Origin of the sequence: Hyphomonas jannaschiana VP2 (assembly GCF_000685215.1) — a bacterium.
Classification (GTDB): Bacteria; Pseudomonadota; Alphaproteobacteria; order Caulobacterales; family Hyphomonadaceae; genus Hyphomonas; species Hyphomonas jannaschiana.
Map to the genome: position 1 here is coordinate 354,053 of NZ_ARYJ01000005.1, position 15,302 is coordinate 369,354.

16 protein-coding genes and 1 tRNA gene are annotated in these 15,302 nt (G+C 61.5%); 10 read left to right on the top strand and 7 right to left on the bottom strand.

What is annotated here, in order from left to right; all coding sequences use genetic code 11:
• Window positions 1–10: 10 nt before the first annotated feature.
• Window positions 11–1,093: an NADH:flavin oxidoreductase gene (locus HJA_RS10285; protein WP_035581680.1), complete on the bottom strand. Its 1,083-nt coding sequence runs from the start codon at window positions 1,091–1,093 to the stop codon at window positions 11–13.
• A 55-nt stretch (window positions 1,094–1,148) separates the two neighbouring features.
• Window positions 1,149–1,655, bottom strand: a complete 507-nt coding sequence (locus HJA_RS10290; protein ID WP_035581682.1) for a macro domain-containing protein — start codon at window positions 1,653–1,655, stop codon at window positions 1,149–1,151.
• A gap of 396 nt (window positions 1,656–2,051) precedes the next feature.
• Between HJA_RS10290 and HJA_RS10295 the strand changes: the two genes are divergently transcribed.
• Complete coding sequence (locus HJA_RS10295) at window positions 2,052–2,783, top strand: hypothetical protein (protein ID WP_035581684.1); 732 nt, start codon at window positions 2,052–2,054, stop codon at window positions 2,781–2,783.
• A 170-nt stretch (window positions 2,784–2,953) separates the two neighbouring features.
• Here the strand turns inward: HJA_RS10295 and aroA are convergent, their stop codons facing one another.
• Window positions 2,954–4,276 (bottom strand): 3-phosphoshikimate 1-carboxyvinyltransferase, encoded by a 1,323-nt coding sequence (gene aroA / locus HJA_RS10300; RefSeq protein ID WP_035581686.1) that lies wholly within the window; start codon window positions 4,274–4,276, stop codon window positions 2,954–2,956.
• A gap of 113 nt (window positions 4,277–4,389) precedes the next feature.
• Here aroA and HJA_RS10305 point away from each other — a divergent pair, with 113 nt between their 5' ends.
• Both HJA_RS10305 and HJA_RS10310 read left to right on the top strand, forming a co-directional pair.
• Window positions 4,390–4,908: a TIGR02300 family protein gene (locus HJA_RS10305; RefSeq protein WP_035581687.1), complete on the top strand. Its 519-nt coding sequence runs from the start codon at window positions 4,390–4,392 to the stop codon at window positions 4,906–4,908.
• A 47-nt stretch (window positions 4,909–4,955) separates the two neighbouring features.
• Window positions 4,956–5,031 (top strand) — tRNA-Ala (locus HJA_RS10310).
• Between the two features lie 79 nt (window positions 5,032–5,110).
• On the opposite strand, the gene HJA_RS10315 is transcribed toward HJA_RS10310, so the two are convergent.
• Window positions 5,111–6,058, bottom strand: coding sequence for a LysR family transcriptional regulator (locus tag HJA_RS10315; RefSeq protein WP_051597571.1), 948 nt, complete (start codon window positions 6,056–6,058; stop codon window positions 5,111–5,113).
• Between the two features lie 72 nt (window positions 6,059–6,130).
• Between HJA_RS10315 and HJA_RS10320 the strand changes: the two genes are divergently transcribed.
• Window positions 6,131–7,057 carry a DMT family transporter gene (locus HJA_RS10320; protein ID WP_051597572.1) on the top strand — a complete coding sequence of 309 codons (927 nt, stop codon included), beginning with the start codon at window positions 6,131–6,133 and terminating at the stop codon, window positions 7,055–7,057.
• 59 nt (window positions 7,058–7,116) lie between these two features.
• On the opposite strand, the gene HJA_RS10325 is transcribed toward HJA_RS10320, so the two are convergent.
• Entirely contained in the window at window positions 7,117–7,767 is a 651-nt protein-coding gene (locus HJA_RS10325; protein WP_035581689.1) for a LysE family translocator, read from the bottom strand.
• A gap of 218 nt (window positions 7,768–7,985) precedes the next feature.
• Between HJA_RS10325 and HJA_RS10330 the strand changes: the two genes are divergently transcribed.
• The 3 genes from HJA_RS10330 (at window position 7,986) to HJA_RS10340 (ending at window position 10,691) form a co-directional block, all read left to right on the top strand.
• A complete protein-coding gene (locus tag HJA_RS10330; RefSeq protein WP_035581690.1) occupies window positions 7,986–8,225 on the top strand; it encodes a DUF1150 family protein in 240 nt (79 codons plus the stop codon).
• A gap of 151 nt (window positions 8,226–8,376) precedes the next feature.
• Entirely contained in the window at window positions 8,377–9,639 is a 1,263-nt protein-coding gene (locus HJA_RS10335) for a parallel beta-helix domain-containing protein (RefSeq protein ID WP_035581692.1), read from the top strand.
• A 2-nt stretch (window positions 9,640–9,641) separates the two neighbouring features.
• Window positions 9,642–10,691 carry an SO2930 family diheme c-type cytochrome gene (locus HJA_RS10340; RefSeq protein ID WP_035581695.1) on the top strand — a complete coding sequence of 350 codons (1,050 nt, stop codon included), beginning with the start codon at window positions 9,642–9,644 and terminating at the stop codon, window positions 10,689–10,691.
• On the opposite strand, the gene HJA_RS10345 is transcribed toward HJA_RS10340, so the two are convergent.
• Window positions 10,657–11,205 (bottom strand): RDD family protein, encoded by a 549-nt coding sequence (locus HJA_RS10345; RefSeq protein ID WP_162177048.1) that lies wholly within the window; start codon window positions 11,203–11,205, stop codon window positions 10,657–10,659. The genes HJA_RS10340 and HJA_RS10345 overlap by 35 nt on opposite strands.
• A gap of 164 nt (window positions 11,206–11,369) precedes the next feature.
• Here HJA_RS10345 and HJA_RS10350 point away from each other — a divergent pair, with 164 nt between their 5' ends.
• Window positions 11,370–12,305: a DNA adenine methylase gene (locus HJA_RS10350; RefSeq protein WP_155839921.1), complete on the top strand. Its 936-nt coding sequence runs from the start codon at window positions 11,370–11,372 to the stop codon at window positions 12,303–12,305.
• Here HJA_RS10350 and HJA_RS10355 read toward each other — a convergent pair.
• A complete protein-coding gene (locus HJA_RS10355) occupies window positions 12,267–13,004 on the bottom strand; it encodes a type II restriction endonuclease (protein WP_035581701.1) in 738 nt (245 codons plus the stop codon). The two genes, HJA_RS10350 and HJA_RS10355, sit on opposite strands and share 39 nt — an antisense overlap.
• 187 nt (window positions 13,005–13,191) lie before the next feature.
• Here HJA_RS10355 and HJA_RS10360 point away from each other — a divergent pair, with 187 nt between their 5' ends.
• Together HJA_RS10360 and HJA_RS10365 are read left to right on the top strand one after the other, a co-directional pair.
• Window positions 13,192–14,418, top strand: a complete 1,227-nt coding sequence (locus HJA_RS10360; protein ID WP_035581704.1) for a threonine ammonia-lyase — start codon at window positions 13,192–13,194, stop codon at window positions 14,416–14,418.
• 96 nt (window positions 14,419–14,514) lie between these two features.
• Window positions 14,515–15,302, top strand: a 788-nt coding sequence (locus HJA_RS10365; protein ID WP_035581706.1) for an FKBP-type peptidyl-prolyl cis-trans isomerase, incomplete at its 3' end; no start/stop codon positions are given.

Here is a 15,302-nt window from a genome sequence, read left to right on the forward strand (position 1 = left end):
CATAGGGTGATCAGGCGGTCTCTTCGACGAAGCCTTTCCATGACTTCATGTAGCTGACGAACGCATCGCCCAGCCCTTCGGCGCGAAGATGCGCTTCGGGCACGGGCAGGGCGATGGGGGTGAAGTCCGGATCGGCCAGCACCTTCTCCGGGAAGTCATGATGCAGGATCGCGCCGCGCCCGACGACGACAAAGTCGAGCCCGGCCTCCATCGCGTCCCGGCAGGCCTTGCCGGTGGTCAGCTTGCCCGCCGCGCCAAGGCGGCAGTCACCGCGCGGCAGGTCCGTGAACCAGTCGACCAGACGCTTTCCCTTGAAGGCTTCGTCCTGCGGTTCCTTGAATGTGTCCCACAGAGACATGTCGAGATAGTCGACCTTGCCGCCGGTCATGATCTCTCCCGCCAGGCGGCGGATCTCGCCAAGGTCCATGCCGAAGCGTTCCGGCGACAGGCGTACACCGAGGGAGAAGTCCTTGCCGCACTCGCTCCGCACCGCATCGATCATCTCCATCAGGAACTTCACGCGGTTCTCGTAGGACCCGCCCCATTCATCCTCGCGCAGGTTCACCTCGCCGCTGAGGAACTGGCAGATCAGGTAGCCATGGGCGCCGTGCAGTTCCACGCCGTGGAACCCGGCTTTCTCGGCCCGTTTCGCGGCGGTGACGAAATCGTCGAAGGCCTGTTTCACTTCATCGCCCGTCATGGCGCGGGCACCGAATTCCTCATTGGCAGACGGGCAGACCGGCGCTTCGCCGATCAGGTCTGCAGGGGAGCGCATGCCCGCATGGTGCAGCTGGACGACCGAATGCGTACCGGTCCTGTTCAGCGCCTCGGCAAGGCGCGTCAGGCCCGGCAGATGCTTGTCGTCGAAAATGCCGAGCTGGCCGGGGAAGCCCTGGCCGATGGCCTGCACATGCGCCGCGCAGGTCATGGTGAGGCCGAAGCCGCCCTCTGCGCGATAGGTGAGCCAGCGGAACTCGTCATCGCTGAGCGTGCCGTCGGCGTTGCTCTGAAGGTTGGTCAGCGGCGCCAGCATGAAGCGGTTCTTCATGGCCGGGCCATGGGCGAGAGTCAGGGGAGAAGAAAGATCAGTCATGCCCGCACTTTGGCGCAGGGCACGGAGACGTCAATTCTGCCGCTGGGGCAGGGGACTAGCGGACGGCGTTCAGCGCGGCAGCGATTGCGGCCCGGTTTTGCGGGTCGATCACGGCAAAGACGATGTCGGCGTCGCGGGCGGCCGGGTGGCGGGCGCAGATGGTGACGGCGATGTGGGCGGCCTGCGCGGGCGGGTAGCCATAGGCGCCGGTCGAGATGGCGGGGAAGACGATGCGGCGAAGGCCGCGGTTCGAAAGCTCGGTGAGGCAATTGCGGTAGCAGTTCGCCAGAATGTCCGCCTCGCCATTCTGCCCACCATGCCAGATGGGGCCGACCGTGTGGAAGATGAGGCGCGGGGCAAGGCCGAAGCCTTCGGTGACGCGCAGTTCCCCCGGCGGGCAGGGGGCGAGCGGACGGCAGGCTTCCTTCAGCGCAGGCCCGGCGGCATATTGGATCGCACCATCCACCCCGCCGCCGCCCATCAGGCTGGAATTGGCGGCATTGACGATCACCTCCGTCTCAATGTCGAGCAGGCTGCCGGGATAAAGAACGAGACGGGGCATCAGAGGTCACTTCGTTTCGCTGTCTGGTTCAGGCGAATGGAAGAGACGTATCAGCGTGGGGCTGTTCTTCATAGGCAGGGCATGGGTCTGCTGCCGAAGTGGGCTCACGAACGGCGACTATTAGTCCATTTCTGCCTCGAGCTTTTTGCCCGCCATATGTCCGCTTTGTACCCGATTTCGGCTATTGCGCTTTGGCGGCGGCGCTTCTGAGAAGCGGGCAAATTCTGAAGCGCGGCGATCAAGACTCGCCTTGGAGAGCAGGTATTGGGGAAGGGTAAGCTACCCCACGATTTCTCGAAATGGCTTGACCACCCGGGCGGGCCTACGATTGAACCGAGGAGTTTGTTGCAAGAGCAGTGACAAGCGATGACAAATCGTGAGTCCGAGGCGTGAGAAATGGCGGCTGAGGCAGACCTTGAAGAAATCGCGAAACAGCTAGAGGCGATCCTAGAGCGTTTCACGCATGATCGAAGCGGAATTCACATCGCCAGCGATGACGAGCGCTTGTTCAAACGCCTCACGCACGAAGCCAAAGACATCATGGATCAAATGTTCGGGCCTCTGAATTCCTTCTCTCATGCGCTCGCAATGGCGGCCAACGGCTCCGTACAAAATTATCTCGGCTCACCATCCTACGCTGGGGTAAGCGATACGTTGGCCTCCGTCGAGGCGGCCGTAAACAGCATTCGTCGGAGAACGGCGACGCCAAAAAAGGATGGTGCAATCTTGCCTGCGTATGTGGATGGCACACGTCTCGCGCAGATTCGATCCGCTTCCAGATCGCATTTTGATTCAACACGACTTGCTCAACTCTGCCACGAATTGAATGTCGCACACGCCAATGATTGCTTCCTGACGGTCGCGATGTTGGTGCGGACGATTGCCAATCACGTTCCGCCCGCCTTTGGCTGCAAGAATTTCGCCGAGGTTGCCAATAATCTCGCCGCGGACAAGTCTCTCAAAAAGTCTCTGGTAAATTTGGAATCATCTCTCAAGAACATTGCAGACTACAATTTGCATCAGCAAATTCGGCAAATCGAAAGCTTGCCAACTGCAACACAGGTAGATTTTAAACAGGACCTTGATCGGCTGCTAGAAGAAGTCGTTCGGCGCTTGAACGCTCCTTAGGTACGTCGCACGGCGTGCGCTGAACTTCTGCTTAGTGGCGAGCTGACGGAATGTCGCTTCGTGGGATCAATCTGAAGCGCCGGTATTGATTTGCAATGTCTGGAGTGAGACTTAATCGGGCCACTACTTGCGCAATGCTTGATGGCCGAGTCCGGCGATCGCCAGCCTTCTCACCCCTCCGAAATATCCGCCCCCAGCGTGGCCATGTGGGCCAGGAAGTCCGGATACGATGTATCGATCATGGAGATGTCGTCGACGCGCACCGGGTTCTGCGTGGCGGTGCCCATGACGAGGGCGCTCATGGCGATGCGGTGGTCGTGATGGGTCTGGACGAGGCCGCCGCCCGGCACCTTGCCGGCGCAGCCCTGCACGATGAAGCCGTCCGGCGTCCCTTCCGCCTCGACGCCATTGGCGCGCAGCATGGCGACGGTGGCGTCGATGCGGTCTGATTCCTTCACGCGCAGTTCCTCGGCGCCGGTGACGACCGTCTCGCCCTCGGCAAAGGCGGCGAGCACGGCGAGGATCGGGAATTCGTCGATCATGGCGGCGACATAGCGCTCCGGCACGTGGATGCCTTTGAGCTGCGCATAGCCGGACGCGATATTGATCTGGCGCTCGCCGGCGGCTTCGCCAGCCTCTTCGGCGCCCAGATGCGCGCCCATCAGGTTTGCGACATCATAGAAGCCGGACCGGGTCGGGTTCGACATGACGCCGTCGACCTGAACGTCGCTGGCCGGGGAGAGAATGCCCGCCGCAACCAGGAAGGCGGCAGAAGAGGGGTCGCCCGGAATGGCGGCTTCGATGGCGCGCAGCGTCTGGCCGCCTTTGATTGAGATACGCGTCGGCTCGCCCGGCTTGCGCTCCACGCCAACATCCACGCCGAAACCACGCAGCATGCGTTCTGTATGGTCGCGGGTGGGTTTGGCTTCTTCCACTATGGTCGTGCCGTTGGCCGAGAGGCCCGCCAGCAGGACGGCGGACTTCACCTGCGCAGAGGCCTGCGGCGGCGCGTAGGTGATCGCCTGCAGGTTTTTTGAGCCGGTCAGGGAGAAGGGCAGGCGCCCGTCCGGGCCGGCGGTATCCTTCAGGCCCATCTGGCGCAGCGGGGTCAGGATGCGGTTCATCGGGCGGGAGCAGAGGCTCTTGTCGCCGGTCAGCTCTGCCGTGAGAGCGTGGCCTGCCATTACGCCCATCATCAGGCGCGAGCCCGTGCCGGAATTTCCGAAGTCCAGAACGCCTGCAGGCGAGGAGAGGCCTTTGGTGCCGACGCCGGTCACTTCCCAGGCCCCGCCGCCAAGGCGTTTCACGTCCGCGCCGAGGGCCGACATGGCCGCGCCGGTGCGCAGGACATCGTCGCCTTCCAGCATGCCGGTGAAGTGGCTGGTGCCCTCTGCGAGCCCCCCGAAAATCAGGGCGCGGTGGCTGCAGGATTTGTCCCCGGGGGCCCGGACGGCGCCTTTAAGGGATTTGACGGGACGGCTGGTCCAGACCATGAAGAATTCCGAGCTGAATTTTTGCGTGAATTGGGGCTTTGACAGCGCGCGACGTTCATGGCAAGCGCCGCCCAGATCAAAATCCAGAAATCCAACGAGGAGGCGTGTCGCCCGTGTCGAAAGACAAGCTTGGAACCAAACAGGTTTGCCCGTCCTGCGAAGCCCGTTTTTACGACCTCAACAAACGCCCGGCCGTGTGCCCGAAGTGCGGTGAGGAATTCGATCCTGAAGACGAGGTCATCCGCACCACCATCACCAAGGTGAAAGCCAAGGCCGCCCGCGCCGCGGTCAAGGCCGAGGACGATGATGAGGATGACGACGAGGAGGACGAGAAGGCGACGGCCGCCCGCGACGACGACGATTCCGACGATGAGGATGAAGGCGACGACGAGGAAGAAGCCAAGGAACTCGGCGAAGACGACGACGAAGTGATCCTCGAAGGCGGCGACGACGAGGAAGACGACGAATCCGGCGCGAAAGTGCCGAGCGGCTTCAACGAAGACGGCGTCGACGATGACGATGATGACGACATCATCCTGCCCGACGATGACGACGATGATTTCGAAATCGACGACGACGGCGATGATGATGACGATCTTACCCTCGATGATGACGAGGAAGATGAGAAATAGACTTGAAAGCCGGAAGAGGGGGGGATAAACCCCGCTCTTCCCGGTCCGGGGCCATAGCTCAGTTGGGAGAGCGCTTGCATGGCATGCAAGAGGTCAGGGGTTCGACTCCCCTTGGCTCCACCATTTTCCTTCCCGGAAATCGGCCTATCAATATTCCCGTCAGGCCGCTTGATTGCCGTCCTGCTGGAGATTGTGCGCCTGTTTACAAGTCTGGTGAAGCCCGCTGCGGACTGAAGCTGTTCTGACGCCGTCTGGGCGAGCGCATGGCCTCCACAACGAGACCGGCAAAAATCTTCGCCAGCTCAGTGCCATCATCAGCCATGCGGATATGGGTGAGGGGCAGGGGCGGAAGATTGTAATGCGCGGGGGCTTCGACCAGGTCACGATCTGCAAGTGAAAGAGGGAGCGCCGCGACCGCCAGGTCGGCGCGCAGGGCTGCAACCTGTCCCATGGATGTGTCGCTCGAATAGGCGACCCGGTAGGCCCGGTTTGCCTTTTGGAGGGCGTGAAGCGCTGCCTCGCGCCACGCACATCCGACTTCTGCGACAGCAAGGGGAAGCGGATCCTGCCCGGCGGCGCGTCCGCCATCCAGAACCAGCCACTTCAGCGGCTCCGAGAAAAGGTCGCGCGCCTTGATTGCGGATGTTCCCACATCGTTGAACAGCGCCAGATTGGCGGAGCCCTCCGAGATGTTCCTGTGGACGCTTTCGCTTGTCCCCAGCTGTACATCGACGTGAACGTCCGGATGCGTTTCGGCAAGGCGCCGCAGAAGGCCGGGCACCAGAGACACGCCAAGATCGTGCGGCGCGGACAGCTGCAGGCGGCCTGCGACCGGAGACCGGCGGAAGAGGGCAATTGTCTCGTCATTCAGGCCCAACAGGCGCCGGGCCTGTCCAAGCAGGGACTCGCCCTGGGCCGTCAGCATGACATGGCGTGCATCCCGGTCCAGCAGGCGCGTGTCCAGCAGCTCTTCGAGTTTCCCGATCTGGAGACTGACGGCCGAAGGGGACTTGCTCACCTGCTTTGCGGCGCGCCTGAAGGAACCGGTTTCACATATTGCAACAAAGCTGCGCAGGGCATCCAGATTGAAGGTCCGGTTCGCCGGGACGCGCTCTGCAGCACTTTTTGTTGTTCTGTTTTCCTGAACCATAGGTTCAGATCATACGGTTTTTCTGATCTGAATTCAAAGCTTATTCTCTGACCCTCAAGGCGGGAACAGGATATGTCGATCATTTTGCGGAACAGACTGTTAGGCCTCGGATGGGCTGCTGTGGCGATTGCGGTCTGGTCAGGCTCCCTGATCATGTTGCGCCTTGGTGTGACGACGAGCCTGAACGCGTACGACCTGACAATGTTACGGTTCGGCGTGGCTGCTCTGATCCTCGCGCCGGTGGCGATCCGGGGAAGTGCCGGTCCTGACGGGCTGGGGCTGACAGGGGGCGCGGCAATGGTGATCACGTTTGGCGCGCCCTACGTGTTGCTGATTTCCCTTGCCTTGAAGACTGCCCCTGCCGCTGCAGCCGGGGCCCTCAATCCCGGTGTGATGGCCATTGTTTCGGTTCTTCTGAGCCGGATCATGACAGGTGACCGGATTGAGGGCCTGCGGTTTACCGGGTTGGTGATTACGGCAATGGGAATCGTGCTGTTCACCTGTGCTGGCGGGCGCATCGCGGCAGGTCATCTGATTCTGGTCGGCACAGGCATCATGTGGGCAACTTATGTTCTGATCACCCGTCATGCGGCTATCCCAGCGCTGAAAGCGACGGCCATCGTCGCGACTGGGTCGGCTGTTTTCTATCTGCCGGTCTATATTCTTGTCCTGCCCAAGCAGATCTTCAATGCTCCGCTCGCGGATGTCCTGGTGCAGGCCGGGTTTCAGGGTGTTCTCGTCAGCGTTGTGGCAATTTATGCCTTCAACCGGTCTGCCGAATTGCTTGGAACGGTCACCGGCGCGACCCTGCCTGCGCTTATCCCGGTGGTCACGCTTGGCCTCGGCGTGGTTGCGCTTGGCGAAACGGCCGGAGCAGGAGAGCTTTTCTCGGCATTCCTGGTCACGGCCGGGCTGGTCCTGATACTTGTCGGCAAGTCCGCAATGCGTTGGCTCCCAAGGGGGCTTTCAACTGGATTGGCCAGATGGTCCCGCCTCTAGAGCCATGGGCGGATGACCGGGCCAGGGGGGGCATGATTTGCAGGGAATTCAGGCGGTTTCTAAGCTGATTTCAGCGTCAGCAGCTTGATTCCGGCTGCGCCGAACAGCGTTCCGATCACCAGGTCGAACGGGCGGCGCATTTTCCTGTAGGCCGCCACCGCTGATCGTGTCGAAAACAGGCAGGCATAGCCCACAAACACGCCCGTTCCGGCGAGTGCGCACAGCGCGACGGCGGTGAACAGGAAGACCGGCGGGGCCGTGGTCGCTGCGCCGACCGACAGGGTCGCCATCCAGACCAGCGGCGCTTTCGGATTGGTCAGGTGCAGCAGCAGGCCGCGCAGGTATTGCAGGCTGTGGGAGATCGTTACGGGCGTAGCCTCCGTCACGCCTGCTGCAGGTTTGCGGCTGGCAGACCGGAACGCCCTGAAAGCCAGAAAGAGCAGGTAGAGCCCGCCCGCCATCTTCATCGCGGTGAAGAACAGAATGGACGTCTTCAACGCCGCGACAAAGCCGAGCGCCGCCACGCAGGCCCAGAAGACCGACCCGGTGACAATTCCCAGTGAAAGCATCACGCCCGCCGCCCGGCCTTCGCGGGCGGAGACGTTCATGATCATCAGCGTCGCCGGGCCGGGGCTGGCCGCGCCGACAATGAAGACGGACAGGATCAGTAACAAATTCGGCAGGTAGAGGCTGAGGAAGTCGGCTGGCATATCTCGGTCCCTGGGAGGATGTGTCGTGCGGTTGTGCAGCAGACACAGCATATAATGCGAGGAAGAGACAGCAATTTTCCGTGATCGGCCGCCTTGAAGAGACCGCATCACAGCACTTGAAGCGCCACAATTGACCCCCACCTTGATAGGGAACGAAAGGTGCCCAACAGGGACCTCATGTTCGCCGTATCTGTCGTGCGACGGAAAGGAGTGCCGACATGTTGAACGACGAAACCACACCCCGCTTCGATGCGGACCCCATCGTCTACATTCGCCACCTGGGTGCAGACGAAGTGCAGGACCTCGTGCCCGCCAATGCCCTTGAAGGGATCGGCCGGCCGGAAGACCTGTTCATTGTGTCCTCTGCCGACGGCCAGCAACTGGCCATCGTGGAAGGCCGCGACGCCGCTTTCGCAGCGGCCCGGATGCATGACCTGACCCCGGTCAGCGTGCACTAAAGGACCATAAAGAACACCATATATAGACCATGTATGGACCATATACGCCCTGCCCGCAGAGATGCCGGCGGGGCTTTCTTTTACGGCCCTTGCCAATTGCCCCGCTGAAGTTGACACTGGCGTCAACCAAGATCCGGGGAGGATACAGGGCATGAGACCCATCATTCTGGCAGCGGCGATTGCCGCAATTCTGGCGCCCGCCGCCTGTTCGAAAAAGGAAGCACCTGCGCCGGAGACCGGCCCGGGTGCCGAACTGCCGCAGGACGGCATGACCCATGTGTCTGCCGAAGGCAACTTTGCCGAAAATCTCCAGCTCGCCCTGATCGAGGCCGAGCCCGGCGAGACGATCGTCATGCCGGAAGGGACCTTTGAGTTCACGACCGGCCTGTCGCTGGATGTCGACGGCGTGACCCTGGCAGGGGCGGGGCAAGGCAAGACGATCCTCGACTTTGCCGGACAGACCGGCGCGGGCGAAGGCCTGCTGGTGACCGCCGATGATGTCGTGCTGACAGATTTCGGCATCCGCGACACGAAGGGTGACGGCATCAAATCCAAGGATTCGGACCGCATCACCTATCAGTATCTGACGGTGGAATGGTCGGGCGAGCCGGACGAGACGAATGGCGCCTATGGCATCTATCCGGTCGAGTCGACCGATGTGCTGGTGCAGAACTGTACCGTGCGCGGTGCCTCGGATGCGGGCATCTATGTCGGCCAGTCGCAGAACATCATCGTTCGCGACTCGGTCGCCGAATACAATGTCGCCGGGATCGAGATCGAGAACTCTTCCTATGCCGACGTGTACGGAAATATCGCGCGCCATAATGCGGGCGGCATCCTCGTCTTCGACCTGCCGGACCTGCCGGTGATGGGCGGGCACTCCACGCGCGTTTATGACAATGACATTGTCGAGAATAATACGAAAAACTTCGCCCCGGTCGGCAATATCGTGGCGGGCGTGCCGAGCGGCACGGGCCTGATCGTGATGGCCAATTCCGACGTTTATGTCTCAGGCAACCGCTTCAAGGACAATCGCAGCGTGCATGTCATGCTGACGGCCTATACAGAACCGTTCACGGATGAAAACTACAATCCGCTGCTGAACGACATCACCATCGCTGGCAACACGTATGAAGGCGGGCTGGATGATCCGCAGGGCATGCTGACGCCAATCGCCGCGGCGCTGGGCGGTCAGCTGCCGGCCATCATGACCGATGGCGTGACCCGCTGGGATGGCGGGGAAGACCAGACCGTCAACCTCGTTATCAATGAGGCGCCGGAGGTCGGCTTCATCAATATCGGCCTTGGCGAATACCCGATCAATCCGGCCAACATGCGGCCCAGCATGGACCGGCCCGCCTCCACACCGGTCGCGGAACGGGATCCGGTCGTGCTGCCGCAGGACAAGTCCTGATCATGCGGATCGCCTGGCCGTTTGCCTGTCTCGCCCTCGCCGCTTGCGGGGCAGGGCAGGCCGCGGCGCCTCCCGGGCCTGATCTTGAAACCATTCTGGCGGAGAAGCCTGCGCCGGTCCTGTCCGACTACGGCTTTTTTACCGATGCCGGGGCCGATCATCCGGCCAGGCAGGTCAAAGCCTATGACCTGATCAATCCGCTCTTCTCGGACGATGCGGACAAGCACCGGTTTATCTATGTCCCGCCGGGCGAGATCGCGAAGGCTGATGGCGCGGGCCTGCCGGAGTTTCCGGTCGGCACGGCGCTGATCAAGACTTTTGCATTTGCGCCAGACCTGCGGGATCCGGAAACCGGGAATTTCAAGGTCGAAACGCGGGTGATCATCCGCAAGGCCGATGGCTGGGCGGCGTTCCCCTATGTCTGGAACGAGGCCGGCACACAGGCGACATACGCCCCGGTCGGCGCGCGCCGGACGATCGAGACGATCAGTCCGCAGGGCGAGCCGCTGGAGATCCATTACGAAGTGCCCAACAAGAACCAGTGCAAGACCTGCCATCAGAGCGGCGATGTGGTGGAACCGATCGGGCCGAAACTGCGCAACCTCGATCATCCGGGGCCGGCCGGTGTGGACCAGCTGTCGGACTGGGTGTCAGCCGGCATTCTGGACGGCGTACCGCTGGGCCTGAAGGCGGCGCCGGATGCGATGGATGTGAGCCTGCCGCTTGATGTGCGGGCGCGCGGCTATCTGGATATCAATTGCGGCCATTGCCACAATCCCGGCGGGTCTGCGTCCAATTCCGGCCTGTGGCTGATGCTGGAAGAAACCTCGCCCACGCGCCTTGGCCTCAAGAAGCATCCGACGGCCGCGGGAAGGGGCTCCGGCGACCGCCACTATGTCATCGATCCGGGGCACCCGGAGGAGTCCATTCTCGCCTTCCGCATGGCCTCCACCGAACCCGGCATCGCCATGCCGGAACTCGGCCGGACCCTGCCGGACCCGGTAGGGATAGATCTGATCAATCAGTGGATCGCGGGAATGGAGACGGAGTAGACGCTCCGGTTACGACTGTTCCGGCCAGACGGTCATAGGGGGTGCGGCCGCCGAAGAAGAACAGGGACGCGAGATAGCTGAGACTGGCAAGGCAGGCGGTGAAGCAGATGATCAGGTTCGCTGTTGGCATCGGGTCCAGAAACGGGCGTCCGGGTACGTACCAGATAGCTGCATGCGCGATCTCCCATGGTAAAAACTTTACGGCGTTTCTTATGCCCGCTCGGAGGATCGTCATGGATTTGGGCGGCAGTGCGTTGACCTGAAGACGGAGGAGGCGCTTTCCGATCGTCGCGCGTTTCGAACTGCCTTCCTGAAGCGTAAAATATAGCCAGACCGGCAGAGTCAGCGTGACGAACCCCATCAGGTGCGCGTGTGTTCTCGGGCTGTCTTCACCCGGAATGATCGCACTATTGCTCAGGCATGTGGTGACGATCAGGGAGAGCAGGACTGCGTAGCCCGCCAGCACGATATAATCGATGAGGAAGCCGCCAATTCGGGCAATTGCCAATTTCACGAATTTGTCCTCTTTCCAGCCTGTGTGTGGTCTTGCCAGCCCCTGTAACCACGGCACCTGCCGGATGCGTCCAGCGGGATAAACTTCACTGGTGAACATAGCCGGGCCGGATGAATTCGTGTAGACGGGAATGAATCGGGAACATGTTGCAAAGGGCTGCGCTTTTGACATTCTTGCCTCGCTCCATTGTGCCGAAAGCCCCGCCCATTAAAACGCAGGGCATCAAGACAAAGCTCGTGCCGCTGATCGCCCGGTCCATCGCGTGGGATGGGAAGGGGCGTTGGATCGAGCCGTTCCTGGGGTCTGCCGTTGTGGCGCTGAACATCGCGCCCCAGCGGGCCTTACTCGCCGATACGAACGAGCACATGATTGCCCTTTACCGGGGTATCCAGGAAGGCTCGATTACCGGACCCGCAGTGCGCAAGTTTCTTGAGCGCGAAGGCGCTGAACTGCTCGATAAGGGTGAGTCCCACTACTATGCCATCCGCGACCGTTTCAATGAACAAGGCGCGCCTCTGGACTTCCTTTTTCTCAGCCGGTCCTGTTTCAACGGAATGATGCGGTTCAACAAAAAGGGCGGGTTCAATGTGCCGTTTTGCCGGAAACCTGAACGCTTCCGTCCTGCGCTGGTCACCAAGATTGTGAATCAGGTCGAGTGGGCGCGCCGCGCGATGGACGGGAAGGACTGGGAATTCGTGGCGCAGGACTGGCGGATAACGATTGCCGGGGCCAGGTCTGGTGACCTCATCTATTGCGACCCGCCCTATGTCGGTCGGCATACGGACTATTACAATGGTTTCACCGATGAAGAGTCTGATGATCTTGCGCAGGCGTTGATTGGCACGGACGGATCCTTCGCCTTGTCAAACTGGCTGGAGAACAAGTACCGGCGTAATGATTATGTCGACCGCTGGTTCCCGGACTATGCGTGGCGCACGATGTCTCACTTCTATCATGTCGGCCCGCAGGAGGCCCTCAGAAATGAGATGACGGAAGTTGTCATCCTGTCTCCCTGCGCAGCCGCGCCGCCCGGTGAGCCGGTGCAGGCAGATGAAGCGCCATTACCCCTGTTCGAGACGTCGGAACTCAGCGATGTTTGAGAAATTGCTGCGATCTGCTTTCGTGCGGCCATAGGCGCGCCAGTAGGCGAGAAACTCTTCCTCGGATGTGAAGGGGCCGTTGCCGGCACGGAAATCATCAATCGTTCCATTGATGGAGCCGATATTGGTCGTGTTGCCACTCCCAGCGCGATCGGATGAAATCCGCCACTTTTCCTGGACGAACACTTCGACATTGCCGAACGGAAGAGGAATGTCTTCAAGCTGGTCCACACCGAATTTGTGTGCGGCCTGTGCCTTTTTTTCCGCGATGCGGTTATAGACGAAGCCGATCACCCAATGCTCCGAATACTGGTCGAACGGGAAGACGATGCTCTTCTTCTCGTTGCCGGGCCGGATGAAGCTGGTGTAGCCGCCGAGCGTGTAGCGGAACCGGTCGTCATCATGGATACGGTAGGTCGTCTTGATGTCGATGGCGATTTTCCCGCCGGCCTCGAGGCCCCGGTGGAAGGTGAAATCCGGATAATGGTTCTGAACCGCAGGCTCAACACATTCATAGTTCAGCGCTTTTGCTGCGGCATATACGGCCGGACGGCTGACCAGTTCAAAGACCGTGCTCAGAACCTTCGTGTCAGCGCCCAGCGGATAAACGCACCCGGTCTGATCGACGATGCCGCAGACTTTGTAGGAATCAGCCAGCTTTTCCAGCTCTTCTGTGAGCCTGGTTTTGATTTCTGACATATCCCTGCTTTCTCCGGCCGTATCCGGGCGGCATTGGGCGTCTGAATTCTTGAGATTCCGTTGTGGCCCGCTCCGGAGGGGCAGCGAGTGTCCGTCCCGGGGGAGGCTCCACGGACTCCCCATCCTGCTTGCTCTTCCACAGGCTCGGGCATAGGGTGCGCGCGCTTTAACCCCGAGGATCGAAACCATGGCCGATACGCAGCGCCCAAGCCTTCCCGTCACACTGGATGATGTGAAAGCCGCTGCAATGATTATTGCAGGCCAGGTCCAGAACACACCGCTCAGCCATTCGAAGACGCTGTCCTCGATCACGGGCGCCGAAGTGTGGGTGAAGTTCGAAAACCACCAGTACACCGCCGCCTTCAAGGAGCGCGGCGCGCTGAACAAGCTGTCCAAGCTGACCGACGACCAGAAGAAGCGCGGCGTGATCGCAGCCTCTGCCGGAAACCATGCGCAGGGCGTGGCCTATCATGCCCGCCGCCTCGGCATTCCGGCGACCATCGTGATGGCCGAGACGACGCCCTTCAACAAGGTGCAGCACACGCGCGACCATGGCGCCCGCGTGGTGCTGGAAGGCCTGATCTTCGACGAGGCAAAGGATTATGCGCTGGAGCTGGCCGAGAAAGAAGGGCTGACCTTCATCCATCCCTTCGACGATGCGGACATCATTGCCGGGCAGGGCACCATCGCGCTGGAAATGCTGGAAGCCAATCCCGGCCTCGACACGCTGGTCGTGCCGATCGGCGGCGGCGGCCTGATCAGCGGCATCGCCACAGCGGCCAAGGCGCTGAAGCCGGACATCAAGGTCTTCGGCGTCGAAGCGGCGATGTATCCGTGCATGCACGCGGCACTGAATGGCAAGACGCCCAAAATGGGCGGCGCCACAATCGCCGAGGGCATCGCGGTGAAAGAGGTCGGCAAGCTGACCCGCCAGTTCGCCGAACAACTGGTGGACGACATCCTGCTGGTCGAGGAAGAGCACCTCGAACGGGCGATCACGCTCTATGCCGACATCGAGAAAACGATTGCGGAAGGGGCAGGGGCCGCCGGCCTTGCGGCACTGCTGGCGCATCCGACGCGGTTTTATGGCCGGAAAGTCGGCCTCGTGCTCTGTGGCGGGAATATCGATACACGGCTGCTGGCTTCGGTGCTGACGCGGGCGCTGGTGCGGGAGAACCGCCTCGCGCGCATCCGCATCATCGGCGACGACCGGCCGGGCCTTCTGGCGCTGGTGTCCAAGATCATCGGCGATCAGGGCGCGAACATCATGGAAGTCGCGCACAACCGGATCGCGCTGGACGTGCCGGCCAAGGGCGCGGAGTTCGACATCCTGATCGAGACCCGCGACAGCCAGCACACGCAGGAAGTCGTCGATGCGCTGACCATGGCGGGCTATCCGCCGCGCAGCATGTGACATCTGTAATGTTTGAGGCTGGCCGGGGCGGGTGACTTCGCCCCGGAAGCGGCCTAGACCCTCTGACCGATAGAGAAGCCGAAACGGAGCCTCCTGATGAAGCGCATTCTCGCTGTTGCGGCCAGTGCCGCCCTCGCCCTGATCGCCGCCTGTACAGGCGAAAAAGCGCCGACCGATGTCGACGCGGTGTTCGAGCAGCACATGCCATGGAACCCGGATGCCAAAGGCATCCAGACAGATGATTCCGGCCTGCAATGGATCGTGATCCGGAAAGGCGACGGCGAGGGGCCGAGCCCCACCCCCAGCGATCTTGTGCGCGTCAATTATGAAGGCCGCACGGCGAATGGCGACAAGTTCGATTCCTCCTTCGATCGCGGCAAGCCGGCCATGTTCCGCCTGAACCAGGTCATCCCCGGCTGGACCATCGGCCTGCAGAAGATGCATGAGGGTGACCAGTTCCTGTTCTACATCCCCAGCAAGCTGGCCTATGGCGACAGCCCGCGTCCCGGTTCGGTCATCAAGCCGGGCGACGATCTCGTCTTCCTGGTCGACCTTGTTGACCTGATGGAGCCGAAATCCGTCGATACGGCGGCATGGGAAAAGTATACGCCGTGGAACCATGACGCACCGGAGGTGAAGAAGACCGGCTCCGGCCTCGAATATGTCGTGCTGGCCAGTGGCGACGAGACCGGTGCAAGCCCGGCCAACGGGCAGGATGTTGTCGTCTATTATGAAGGCCGCCTCGCCGACACAGGCGAGATGTTCGACAGTGCCTTCCAGCGCGGCGCGCCGGAAGTCTTCCCGTCCAACCGCCTGATCCGCGGCTGGGTCGAGGCCCTGTCGATGATGAAGCCGGGCGACCGCTGGCTGCTCTACATCCCGTC